This window comes from Luteibacter aegosomaticola, from assembly GCF_023078475.1.
Lineage (GTDB): Bacteria > Pseudomonadota > Gammaproteobacteria > Xanthomonadales > Rhodanobacteraceae > Luteibacter > Luteibacter aegosomaticola.
The window spans coordinates 2426477-2439234 of sequence record NZ_CP095741.1; the positions used below are offsets into that span (position 1 = coordinate 2426477).

8 protein-coding genes are annotated in these 12758 nt (G+C 64.9%); 2 read left to right on the forward strand and 6 right to left on the reverse strand.

Translation table 11 applies throughout. From position 1 onward, the window contains the following. Positions 1-18: 18 nt before the first annotated feature. From L2Y96_RS10595 to L2Y96_RS10620, 6 genes are all read right to left on the reverse strand, one after another. A complete protein-coding gene (locus L2Y96_RS10595) occupies positions 19-810 on the reverse strand; it encodes a polysaccharide deacetylase family protein (RefSeq protein ID WP_247336616.1) in 792 nt (263 codons plus the stop codon). Then, complete coding sequence (locus tag L2Y96_RS10600) at positions 807-1610, reverse strand: formyltransferase family protein (protein WP_247336619.1); 804 nt, start codon at positions 1608-1610, stop codon at positions 807-809. The genes L2Y96_RS10595 and L2Y96_RS10600 overlap by 4 nt, the downstream gene beginning before the upstream one ends. A gap of 82 nt (positions 1611-1692) precedes the next feature. Beyond that, positions 1693-3231 carry a tryptophan halogenase family protein gene (locus L2Y96_RS10605; RefSeq protein ID WP_247336622.1) on the reverse strand — a complete coding sequence of 513 codons (1539 nt, stop codon included), beginning with the start codon at positions 3229-3231 and terminating at the stop codon, positions 1693-1695. Between the two features lie 190 nt (positions 3232-3421). Next, positions 3422-5875 carry a TonB-dependent receptor gene (locus L2Y96_RS10610; protein ID WP_247336624.1) on the reverse strand — a complete coding sequence of 818 codons (2454 nt, stop codon included), beginning with the start codon at positions 5873-5875 and terminating at the stop codon, positions 3422-3424. Between the two features lie 158 nt (positions 5876-6033). Beyond that, a complete protein-coding gene (locus L2Y96_RS10615) occupies positions 6034-8517 on the reverse strand; it encodes a glycoside hydrolase family 3 protein (RefSeq protein WP_247337009.1) in 2484 nt (827 codons plus the stop codon). Positions 8518-8729: 212 nt separating this feature from the next. Beyond that, a complete protein-coding gene (locus L2Y96_RS10620) occupies positions 8730-9743 on the reverse strand; it encodes a LacI family DNA-binding transcriptional regulator (RefSeq protein ID WP_247336627.1) in 1014 nt (337 codons plus the stop codon). 226 nt (positions 9744-9969) lie between these two features. Here L2Y96_RS10620 and L2Y96_RS10625 point away from each other — a divergent pair, with 226 nt between their 5' ends. Further along, positions 9970-11472, forward strand: a complete 1503-nt coding sequence (locus tag L2Y96_RS10625) for an MFS transporter (protein ID WP_247336629.1) — start codon at positions 9970-9972, stop codon at positions 11470-11472. 56 nt (positions 11473-11528) lie between these two features. Further along, entirely contained in the window at positions 11529-12749 is a 1221-nt protein-coding gene (locus L2Y96_RS10630; protein WP_247336632.1) for a PQQ-dependent sugar dehydrogenase, read from the forward strand. Positions 12750-12758 lie beyond the last annotated feature (9 nt).

The following is a 12758-nucleotide window of genomic DNA, read 5'->3' on the forward strand; positions in this document are numbered from 1 at the left end:
GCGGGTCGCGACCGAAGTTCACGGCGCTGGCAGGCGCTCGTGTAACAACCGCGCGCGGGCAAAGCGATAAGCCGGCCCGGCCCAGCGCTTAAGCGGCTTCTTGACGTTCCAGGCGGCCCACTGTTTCAGCCGTGCCCCGCCCTGCCCGCTGGCCAGTGCGACCGCCATCGCCGGCGATGACTCCCGCAGCAACGCGTAACGGCCCAGCACCGCACAGCGGTCGCTATGCCATGCGCGCGTGGTCGGTTCCGAAGTGAACAAGGTGCGTATGCCGGCGGCCTCCGCGGCGCGCAACACGGCCGTCGACATGAAGCCGCCCGGCACAGACGCGGTGTGGACCTTTTCACCGAGCACCTGCTCAAGGGTATCCACGCTTCGCCGCCACTCCTCGTGCAACGCGCTCGCATCGAGTTGGGAGATGTTCGACGGATGCGTATGCGAGTGGCTGCCGATCAGGTGGCCGTCCCGGCGCAGGGCGCGCAAGTCCTGTGCGCTGACGAATCCGGGTGTATCGATGCGGGCAGTGGTAATGAAGAAGCAGCCGCGAACGCCACGCTGGCGCATGGCTTCGCCAGCAGACAAGGCGCTCGCACCACCGTCGTCGTACGTCAGCAGGCAACCCTCGTATCGCCCGCCAGCCACAGCATCCGGGTCGGCGAACAGAACGTTACCGGCGCACAGGCCGTCCAGATGGGCGAGGAAATTCGCGGTATCGAGCTTGTAGTGGGCTGCCGCGCTACCCGGGAAGCCACTGTCGTCCCACTGACCGGCGGCCACGACATCGTGGTACATGAGCGTGGCAAGGCTCATTCGGCGGCCACCTCAGCGGGACGTTTATCGAGCGCCGCCCGTTTCCAGCGCAGGTAGCGGCTGAGCCAGGGCTGGCCCCACACGCCGCTCTGGCGGCCCGCGACGTCGAGCGGCCGTGCCACCCCGTCCACGATGTCCCGCATGCGCTGAGCGAGGGCGTCCAGATTCTCGAGAACCACGCGGTACTGCACCCGGACATGGGACTCGCTGGCCTCGTCGAAGGCATAGGTGAAATAGCCATAGACCGGCCCGGTGTCCACGCCGGCATCGATGCGCAGCAGGGTCAATCCCACGCGGTCGAGGTCGCGCTCGGCCAGGGCCCAGAAGCAGCCGTGGGCATTTCGGTATTCGGGGCAAATGCCGGGGTGCATGACCAGGCAGCCATGCCGGGGAATACGGAAGATCCGCTTCGACAGGAGCTGCTTGCTGCGGGCGATCATCAGGTCGGCGTTGCAGCTGGCCAGGAACGTGGCTACTTCCGGGGCGTTGCCGTTGGAAACGCGAAGCTCGGGCACCCCAGCCACGTCGCCGAAGCGGGCGCGAAGCCCCGCCAGGCTCTCATCCATCCAGGCGCGGTCGGCGGCTGCGAGCCGGAAGCGGTAGTAAAACCGCATCGCCAGCACATCGAGGAAGCGCAGCGGCCCCACGCGCTTGAGTTCACGGCGAACCCGCGCGCGCTTCTGCTCGCCGGTCTCCTCAATAAGGATCAGGCCAGCCAGGTCCGAAAACGACGCCAGCCAGGCCGCAAGGCCCTGGCGGTCGAACGCATCTTCGGCGTGGCACATCAATACGGTGCGCATGGATCGCACTCAGGTGGAAGGCGGCCTATTTTGGCGCCGCCCCGCCCGGTGCGCGATTGGTCGAAGGGTCTATGCCGCTTTCTCAGGCGGACTTCTCGAGCGCCGTCTCGCCACACATCTGCTCGACAAGCTCCCGGTGCCCCGGAAGGTCCCCCAGCGCCCCGGCGGCCGCCCGCCTGATCATCGCGAACTCCCGCCGCGCGGCTTCCATGTGGGGATACGCGCTGCGCATGGGCTCGAGGTCCGTCTCGAACTCCATCCCATACAGGATGTACTGCCAGCTCGAAGTCAAAAACATCTCGAAGTCCGCCACGAAATCCAGCCGATGCGGCGGCCGGAGCTTCCACTTCGCCAGCTTCTCCTGCAGCGTTGCCGGAATACTCGTTACGTCACGGTTATCCACCCAGAATGCCGAATCGCTTCGCTGGCTCAGGCAGTAGTGCATCTTGATGAAGTCGATGATCCGGTCGTATCTCGCGGTCATCATCTCGTTGAAATGCCTTGCGGCGCTTTCCATGTCGCCTGTGTCGCCCGGCAGTAAATGGGTGATGAGGTACGACGCCAGCTCGATCAGTGCGATACCGGTCGACTCCAGCGGCTCGACCATGCCGCCTGAAAGCCCCACGGCCACGCAGTTCTTCCGCCACGGCTCGGGCCGATAGCCGGCCTCGAACTTGACCTTGACCGGCTTCAGGCCATCGCCCGCCGCGCCCACGTAGCTTCGCAGCACTTCCTCGGCGCGCTCGTCGGTGGTGTGCCGCGACGAATACACGTAGCCGGTACCACGCCGCGTCTGCAGGCCGATATCCCAGATCCAGCCAGCCTCCTGCGCGCTAGAGATGGTGTACGAAGGAATTGGCGCATCGGGGCGGTCGTATGGCACCTGCAAGGCCACGGCGCGGTCGACGAACAGCACGTCCGCCCGGCTGTGGAACGGTGAGTGCATCGCTCCGCCAATGAGCGCGGCGCGCAGACCCGTGCAGTCGATATAAAGGTCGGCGGTGAGCTCGCCCTCCTCCTTCGTAACCACCCGCGCGATCGCACCCTGCTCGTCCAGCTCGGTCCGCTCCACGGTCGCTACGTGCCGAACGACGCCGAGCGTCTCCTGGGCATGCTCGGAGAGCACCCGCGCAAAGCAGGCCGCATCGAAGTGGTAGGCGTGATTCATCGGCCCCTGGTAGTCGCCGTCCCGTGCCCGCTTGGGTGCACGGGCATGGTCGACCACCGTGCTTTGCATGGAGACGGCATCCGCGAACGAGACGCCCTCGGGTGCGGCACCGAGCAACCAGTAAGGCAGCAATTCGGGACCACCCGGCCGCTGGCTGGGCGCGTTGAAGGGATGGAAATAATGATCCGCCCCAGGCGTGCCCGGCGGCCGGACCCAGTGGCGATAATGAATGCCCTGCTTATAGGTCGCGTGGGCGCCGATCAGGAACCGGCGTTCATCGAGGCCGATCGCCGATAGCGTGCCCCTGATCGAAGGAAACGTAGCCTCCCCCACTCCGATCGTGGCAATGTCCGCCGACTCCACCAGGTGCACCTGCACGCTCCGCGGATCGACGGCGTTGACGGCCTTGGCCAGATAGCACGCAGTGAGCCAGCCAGCGGTACCGCCGCCCACGATCAAGACTTTCTTCAAACGCGCCATGGGGTGCCTCGGCCGGAGTGCTACGGAAAAAATCGCCGGGCTGCCGCACGCAAGCCCGGCAAGGACGCCATTCACGGGAGGGATGGCGGCGCCTGCCGGGGCGCCGCCGAAGAACGGCAAAGGTCAGGCGGCCCGCGTCTCACGCAGACCGCCATGGATCACATCAGAACCAGACGCCCAGCTGCACGCCGTAGGTGCGCGGCGCCAGGTACTGCGACACGTACTCAAGCGAGCCGTCCGACATCAGGAAGCGCCCGGCGCTGGTGCGGATCTTTCCGTTGGACACGTTCTGCACGTACCCATTGACCCACCACTTGTCGCCCGGCTCGCTATAGCGCAGCGAGAGGTCGCCACGCGTATACGCCTTCTGCTTGTCACCATCACCGAGGTTGAAATAGCTCAACCACTGCGCGCTCTGGTACTGCACGCTCACGCGCGGCGTGAGGCGACCACCATTGGAAAGATGGAAGTCATGCTCATAGATGCCAGTGAGCGACACGTTTGGCGCATGCGGCAGGTCGTTACCGGTGACATCCATGCAGTTCGCAAGGTTCGACTCAGGCGGGCATGCCGGCAGCCCCTGGTAGTCGTTCGAGCCGGCATACACCAGCTTGCCAAGCTCCTTCTTCGGAATGGCCGAAAAGATCAGGTTGAAGCGGTCATTGGTCTGCTGGTACGCCAGCTCCGACTCGATACCGTAAACCTTCGTGCTGCCGCCCACGTTCGAGAAGCCCAGGCCGTGGTTGCCGTCCGGGTAGACGATGGGCGCGGAAAGCTGGAAGTTCTTGAAGTTCTCGTAGTAGATGGCCGAGTTCCACGTCATGTGGCCATCGAGGAAGGTGAACTTGCTGCCGATTTCATAGTTGGTCAGCGTCTCGGGCTTGTACAGCGTGCCGGCATCCTGCGTGCCGCCCGACTTGTAGCCAGTGGAAACGCTGGCGTAGAGCAGCCCGTTATCGCTCACGTCGGTGTCCAGGCGCACGAGCCAGGTCGGCTTGCCCTTGCTGTACTTGGCGCTGTTCCGCTGCGAGATGGAGAAGCCATTCGACGGATCGGGATACACGCCCGGGGAGATCGGCACCTGCGGCACGGTCGGGTCGTAAGCCCAACCCCAGTTGATGCCGCCCTTGTTCTCCTTGTCATCGTGCGACCAGCGCGCGCCGCCCGTGAGGCGCCAATGGTCGCTCAGATGCCAGGTGGCCTGGCCGAACAGCGCGTACGACTCCACCGTTTCCTTCGGCTGGATGAAGGAGCCCTGCCAGTTCACGGTGCCGTAGCGGGTACCGTTCATGATGGGGATGTCGAAGCGGATGCTGTTGTCTTCGTAGCCGTAGTACGCACCCACGATCCAGTCCACGGTCTGTGGACCGGTGGAGCGAAGGTTTATTTCCTGGCTCCAGTTCTTGTAGGTGGAACTGTTGGTGCGGTCGTCCTGGTAGACGCCATTGGTCGTGAAGCTGGTAGGCACGCTCACACCGACGTCCTGGTCGAAGTCGCTCTGGCCGGAATAGTGGTTATAGCCGGCGATGTAGCTGAGCTGCATGCTGTCGCTGATGTTCCAGTCCATGCGGCTGCGCACCGTATTGGACGTGCGATGCAGGTACGGCGCGGTATCGATCAGCGCGGACCAGAAATCCTGCCCTTCGCGCGGCTGTTGCATCAGGCTGAGGCTGGGCGTGCCGCGGTCGCGGAAGTACTCGTACGAGAGGTTCCACTTGAACGTGTCGCTGGGCTGCCACAGGGCGCTGACGCGCGCGGCGGACTGATCCTGCGCGCTGTACTTGTCGCCGCCCTGCACGTACTGGCTGGGGTCGATCGGCTTGAAGTTGGCCAGCGAACCACCGGAGATGGGCGATGCGAGGTACGCCTGCTGTTGCTGCGCGACGGTGGGCAGCTCGGTCGACGGGTTCTGGTAATCGACGTAACCGTCGTGCTGCTGATGCACCACGGCGACGCGCATCGCGAACGTATCGCTGATGGGCAGGTTGAACGCGGCGCGGGCACCCGTCTGGTTGTAGTTACCCGCTTCCACCTGGGCGTTGCCGTAGAAGCCCGCGCCGATTTCCGGCTTGGCGGTCTGGAAGCTGATGGCACCGGCGGTGGAGTTACGCCCCCACAACGTGCCCTGCGGACCGCGCAGGGTTTCGACGCCATCCATGTCGAGCAGCAGGCCCGACGCCGCCTCGGCGCGCGGCGCGTACACGCCGTCCACGAAGGTGGCGACTTCCGGGTCGGCGTATTCGGTCTTCGCGCTGTCGTTGCCGATGCCGCGCATGGTGAGCGTCACCACGCCGTGGTCGCCCTGCGAGGTGCCTTGCAGGCCAGGGACCAGCTTGGTCAGGTCCTGCACCGTCATGATCCGCTCTTTGTCGAGCGTATCCGCGGTGATCGCCGTGACAGCGACGGGCGTTTTCTGCAGCGGCGTTTCGCGTTTGGTGGCGGTGACCGAGACCGCATCCAGGTTCTGGATCTTCTTTTCGGTGGCCGCCGGGTTCTTCGACGGATGGCTCTGTGCGGTCGCATCCTGTGCGCTGGCATCCTGTTCGGCCGCAAGCAGCGTGCCTGGTGCAAACGCGAGTGACATGGCGACATACAGCATCTTGTGACGCAGCTTCATCTTCCTCTCCCCATCAACGTTTGGTGTTCCAACTCCCCATTGGTACAACTCAACACCCGGATGACAGCGCTGTCATTTCTGGATAATAGAACGCAATTCCGGGCAATGCTTGACGCATGGCAACACGAGACACGGCGGTGGCCGTCGGCTCGCTGGTTTCATGGCTTGGCCGCCTGTTTCAGGCAGCTCACGGTCAGGTCGGCGACGGTGCTGAGCGACACGTCGGTGATCGCAATCCGCGTGCCCGCCTTACTGGACCACTCGAAGGGACGATCCAGCGTGCTCATGTTCGCACCGCCGTCGCGGAAGCACTTCAGCGGCACGCCCAGGCGCACCCATTGCCCACGCGGTAGCGTGGAGAGCTCAGTGCCGATGGACACCTGCGCGCTGCAGCCGTCGCCACAACCGACGCCGATCGTCGAGGCGTCTCCCGCGGCGGCAGCATCCACCTTCAAGGTCGCTACCAGCATCACATCGCCGTTGGTTTCCCTGTCCACATCGAGCGGTGCCGGTGCCACCAGTTCGATCCGGGCGGCCCTGGCCGCCGAGGGGCCCGACCAGGCGAAACCGCGCGCGTCTTCCTGCGCCTTGTAGTCGAGCGCACTCATGCTCAGGCTCCCGTCCGCCGTAGCGGCCGGTGCGGCGGTGGCCTTCGTCGCTTCACCGTTCGCGCCCGTCAGGCGCACGACGAAATCCTGTGCGGGCTTGCCGCGGGTGAAGTAAACGCCGGCCTGCGCACTGCTCAGCGCGACACCGGGATCTTCCGGCAAGCGGCCCGCGGCGCCCCGGTCGGCGTAAGTCAGGCCGAAGCCAAACGGGAATTGCGGACCTTGAGGGCCTGGCGCGGCAGGCACCTGTATCGCATTGCGTGGCCACGCGTAGGCGAGCTTGCCGTGGAAGTCGTGCGCGACCTGCCCGTCGGGTTTGCGCAGCAGCACATCGGCAACGCCCTCCCCTTCGCTACCCGGAAGCCACGCCACGACGAACGCATCCGCGGCGTTGATCTCGCGGTTCATCCATAGCGGTCGCCCCGTCAGGAACACCGCGGTCACCGGTACGCCCTGCTCGTGCAGCTTGCGGATCAGCTCGAGGTCGCGATCGTTGCCTGGACGGTACGCCAGGTTCGGCAGGTCGCCCTGGAATTCGGCGTACGGGTCTTCACCAAACACCACGATGGCAGCGTCGGGTTTCTGCTTGTAATCACCCTCGACCGATAGCTCGGCGCTACCACCCGCCGCTTCCACCTGCTTGCGCAGGCCCGCCCAGATCGAGGTGGCGCCCGGGAAGTTCGCATTGGTGAGGCCCGTGCCTTGCCAGGTGAGCGTCCAGCCGCCGTTCTGCTTGGAGATGTTGTCGGCGCCGTCGCCCGCGACCAGGATGTGTTTGCGCGGGTCGATCGGCAGCGTGCCGTGGCTGTTCTTCAGCAGCACGAGCGATTCGCGCACCGCCCGGCGTGCGAGGGCGCGGTGCGCGGGGCTGCCGACCACGTCCGCGGATTTGACAGCGAGCGCATTCGCCGACGGCAGGCCGGCTTCGAACGTGCCCAGGCGCATTTTCACCCGCAGGATGCGCATTACCGCGTCGTCCACGCGGCTCATCGGGATCTTGCCGGCCTTCACCTCGGCGAGCGTGTTCGTGTACAGCCCCTTCCACGAATCAGGCGCCTCCAGCATGTCGATGCCGGCGTTATAGGCCGCGGCACAATCTTCGTTGGTGCAGCCAGGCACCTGGCCGTGCGCATTCCAGTCGCCGAGCACGATGCCATCGAAGCCCATGCGCTCCTTCAGCACGCCCGTGATCAGGCCCCTGTTGCCGGCCATCTTCACGCCGTTCCAGCTGGAGAACGAGACCATCACCACCTGCACGCCCGCGTTGATCGCCGGCGGATAGCCCGCGCCGTGGATATCACGCAGCGTGGCTTCGCTGATGCGTGCGTCGCCCTGGTCCTTGCCGCCGAAGGTGCCGCCATCGCCAAGGAAGTGTTTGGCGGTAGCGATGACATGCCCTGCGTCGAGGAACGTCGGCGTGCCCGGCTTGCCTTCCAGTCCGCTGATCACCGCGGCCGCGTACTGCGCCACCAGTGCCGGGTTCTGCGAATAGCCCTCGTAGGAGCGGCCCCAGCGCAGATCCTGCGGCACCGTGAGCGTGGGTGCGAACGTCCAGCTGATGCCGCTGGCTCGCAGCTCCTGCGCGGTGGCTTCGCCGATGTCGTGGATCAAGGCCGGATCGCGCGTGGCGCCCAGTCCTGAGTTTTGCGGGAACAGCGTGCTCCCCACGAGATTGTTGTGACCATGCACGGCGTCGATGCCGAACAGCACCGGGATGGCCAGCCGCCCCTTCGAGGTATCCATGGAGGCGCGGTAGAACGCATCTGACAAGGCTTGCCACTGGGTCGCCACGGGGTACAGCTGCCCCGGTGGCTTCGAGTTGCCGCCGGCGAGGACGGAGCCCGGGCGGTATTCGCGCACATCGTCGGGCGTCACGTACTTGATGTCGGCCTGGATCATCTGGCCGACCTTGTCCTCGACGGACATCTTCGCCAGCAACGCCTTGACGCGCGCCTCGAGCGCGGGGTCAGCCGGGAGCGGCGAGCGGGCCTTTGGCCATTGCCCGGGATGCACGTCGGCGCTGTCGACCGCCATCGCCGGAGCGGCCACGAGCAAGGCGCTGGCCAGGGAAAGCGTTAGGGAAAGGCGTCGCGGAAACAGGCTCGATGACAGCGGCAATGGCACGGCAAAGCTCCCTGCGAGCACGCCGGCGGCGCGCTTCCGGATCGCATCGTGACAGGAATGACAGCGCTGTCAATTTGCTATGCAACATGAGCTTCGCCCCGTTCCGGGGTGCCGCGCAGGCGTCAGGGAGCGGCTGCGGTGGACCCGCGAACCTGCAGGGAGAAAGGAATCTGCACGAGCTGGCCGCTACCCTGCCCGCGCAACTCGCTGAGCAATTGTTCGGCGGCGATCTTGCCCATCTCGCGGCTGGGCTGCTGGATGGTGGTAAGCGCAGGCCACAACTGGCGGGAGAGCGGCGTGTCGTCGAAGCCACAGACCGACAGATCGTGCGGCACCTTCAGGCCGTACTCGCCCGCTGCCCACATGACGCCGGTGGCCATGTCGTCATTCGCGGCGAACACGGCGGTCGGCCGCTCGGTAAGGGAGAAGAGCTGCCGCGCCGCTTCGACGCCCGAGCCGAAGGTGAAGGCGCCCTGCACCACCAGCGCCGGATCCTCGGCGATCCCCGCCGCGGCCATCGCATCGCGATAGCCGGCCAGTCGCCAGCGGCTCGCGCCATGATCCGCGATGCCGATGACATGGGCGATCCGCCGATGGCCGAGCTCGAGCAGATGCTCGACCACCGCGCGCGCCGCCCGCTGCTCGTCCATCGTCACGCCAAGGGTTTTGCCGCGCTTTAGCGGCGATACGCTGGCGTAAGGCACGTTGAGTTCGCGCAGGCGCTTCAACAGCGGCGCGTAGTCCGTGATAGGCGGCGTCAGCACGACACCGTCGGGATGGTGATCGGAAATGAGCGTATCGAAGCGGCGAATGAAATCGCTATCGCGCATGCGTAGCGGCCGCACCATCATGCTGTAGCGGTGGGCGTCGCAGGCCTCGAGCACTCCGTCCTGGATCTCGGCCAGGTAGGTCGAAGACGGGTTGTCGTTGTTGTCGTACAGCATGGCGACCAGAAACGAGCGGTTCCCGGCCAGGCTGCGCGCCGAGGGGTTCGGGCGATAGTCCATTGCCTCCATGGCGGCACGCACGCGCTCGCGCGTGGCGTCGGTCACGTTGGCCTCGTCATTGAGCACGCGCGATACCGTCTTTGGCGATACGCCCGCCGCTCGCGCCACATCTTCGAGGCGTACCCGCATGGAATCTCCGCTGTCTTCGTACCTTCAATTCACTATGCGGCCAGAGCCCTCGTGTTTACAAGGATGGTCGAAGGCTACCAACCGCGTGGCGATGACGCTTGCCAAATGCCCCCGCGTCCAGATAAAAAACGCGCGCGCATGCTGCGAGCGCAGCATGCGATAAGCGCTGGGCCATGCGATAACTGTCGCTGGAGGGGGCGCCCATGACCCGGATAACCAGTTGCCAATGACAGAGAAACCCGCGCTGTCGTTCTGGCAGATATGGAACATGTGCTTCGGTTTCGTGGGCCTTCAATTCGGTCTCGCCCTGCAAAACGCGAATGTCAGCCGGATATTCCAGACCCTCGGGGCGGACCTGAACGACATTCCGGCCCTCTGGATCGCTGCGCCGCTCACCGGGCTAATCGTGCAGCCGATCGTGGGGCATTACTCCGATCGCACCTGGAATCGCCTGGGCCGGCGCCGGCCTTACTTCCTTGCGGGGGCCGTGTTTGCCTCGCTCGCGCTGCTTTGGATGCCGAACACTCCGGTACTGTGGATGGCTGCTGGCCTGCTCTGGATCCTGGATGCCTCGATCAATGTGTCGATGGAACCCTTCCGCGCCCTGGTGGGTGATCAGCTGCCGACGCGGCAGCGCCCCGCCGGTTTTGCGATGCAGAGCTTCTTTATCGGCGCGGGGGCGGTGGTCGCGTCCATGCTGCCGTGGGTCCTGGCGCAATTCGGCGTCAGCAACGTAGCGATGGGCGGCGGCATTCCCGATACGGTGAAGTACGCGTTCTACGTCGGTGGGGCTGTGCTGTTGGGTGCCGTGGCCTGGACCATCCTTTCGACGCGGGAATACACCCCGGCGCAGCTACGCTCGTTCACCGACAACGTGCCCGCCGAGACGTCGGTAGATGTATCGCTCGCCGGCCGACCCGGCCTATGGCTGCTACTGGCCGGTATTGTCGTTCTGCTGGCCATAAGGTATTTCGCACTTGAGCGGGAGGTTTACCTGTTGGCCGGCGGGCTGGTGTTGTTTGGTCTCCTGCTCACCTGGCTCGCACACACGCGGAGCCGCGGCATGCTACGCGACATCATGGGCGACCTTTACGGCATGCCCCGTTCCATGCGGCGGCTCGCCGGCGTGCAGCTGTTTTCGTGGTTCGCCCTGTTTGCGATGTGGATCTACACCACCGCTGGCGTAACGCAAACGCTGTACGCCACCAGCGACACCAGCTCCCCCGCCTATAACGAGGGCGCCAACTGGGTCGGCGTACTGTTCGCTGCCTACAACGGATTTGGTGCCCTGGCCGCCGTGGTCATCCCATGCATGGTCCGCCGGTGGGGCCTGCGCATCAGCCATGTCATAAACCTGTGCCTTGGTGGCGCGGGGCTGCTGTCGTTCCTCTATATCCGTGACCCGCACTGGTTGCTTGCTTCGATGCTGGGCGTCGGCTTCGCATGGGCGTCGATCCTGTCGCTGCCCTATGCACTGCTATCCGACCATGTGCCCACGGCGAAGATGGGCGTCTACATGGGTATCTTCAACTTCTTCATCGTCATTCCGCAGGTGCTGGCGGCCAGCGTTCTCGGCCCGTTGTTGCGGCTGTGCTTTAACGGCCAGCCTATCTGGGCATTGGGATTGGGTGGGGCCAGCCTGCTCGTTGCGGCGCTTTGCAGCCTTTATGTGCCGAATCCCCATGCCGGGCCGAAGCCGGTTACGTATCTAAAGAAACCATCACACTGAATCGTCAGTCCGGGCACTAAGATGAACGGGCTAACTCAGCCACAAGGAACTGTCCCATGAAGAAGCTGGCCATCGGAGTTGCACTTGCTGCTCTGCTGACAAGCGTCGCCCACGCGCAAACCAATGCGGGCGACCAGAAACCGGACCCCGATATTCCTTTCAACGTCACGAAAGTGGCTACCTTCGACCTGCCCTGGCGCATCGCGTTCCTGCCCGACAGCCGCATGCTGGTGACCGAGAAGGTCGGCCGCCTCCAGCTGGTGACGCCGCAGGGTGAGAAGACCGAAGTCCAGGGCGTGCCGGCCAGCTATTTCCAGGGCCAGAACGGCATGCTGGGTGTGTTCCTGTCGCCCCATTACGCGACGGATCACAACATTTACCTGACCTATGTGGCGCCGGGCGACTACGGCGGCGGTCTCGCCATGGGCCGCGGAAAGCTCGTGCTCGATGGCAAAGAGGCGAAGCTGGAAGGTTTCGAGGTGTTGTGGCGCCAGTTGCCTACCGGCAAGGGTGGACAGGCCGGCGCGCAGATCGCCTTCTCGCCCGATGGTAAATACCTCTTCCTGACCGTGGGTGACCGCCAGCGCTTTACGCCCGCGCAGGATCCGGACCAGCCGGAAGGCAAGATTCTCCGCCTGACGCTGGATGGCAAGCCCGCGCCGGGTAATCCGTGGGCCGGCAAGGAAGGTGCGCGCAGCATTCCGCTGATCGATCCGGCTGCCAACACCGAAGCGGCGAAGACAGCGCCAGTGGTCAGCACGTACACGTTCCCCGGCCCCAACCTCACGCCGTCGGAAACCTGGACGACAGGCCACCGCACGCCGTACGGCCTCGCATTCGCGCCGGATGGCCGCCTGTGGGAACTCGAACACGGCCCGCAGGGCGGCGACGAACTGAACCTGATCCAGCGCGGCAAGAACTACGGCTGGCCGCTCGTCTCGTATGGCGAGAACTACGACAACGTCCCGATTCCCAAGCCCGAGACCCGTCCGGATCTCGCCAAGCCGGTGATCTATTGGGTGCCGGTGATCGCCCCAGGCAACCTCATGTTCTACAAGGGCCACCTGTTCAACAAGTGGAATGGCAGCGCGCTGCTTAGCGGCTTGGTGAGCATGGGCATCACCCGTGTGACCTTCGACCACAAGGGCGGCGCCACGGCGGTCCAGCGCTGGAATCTCGGCAAGCGCATCCGCGATGTCGAAGAGGCTCCGGATGGCTCGCTGTGGATGGTGGAAGACGCCATGCCCGGTGGCCTGTATCACCTCACGCCGAAGTGATTCGACGTG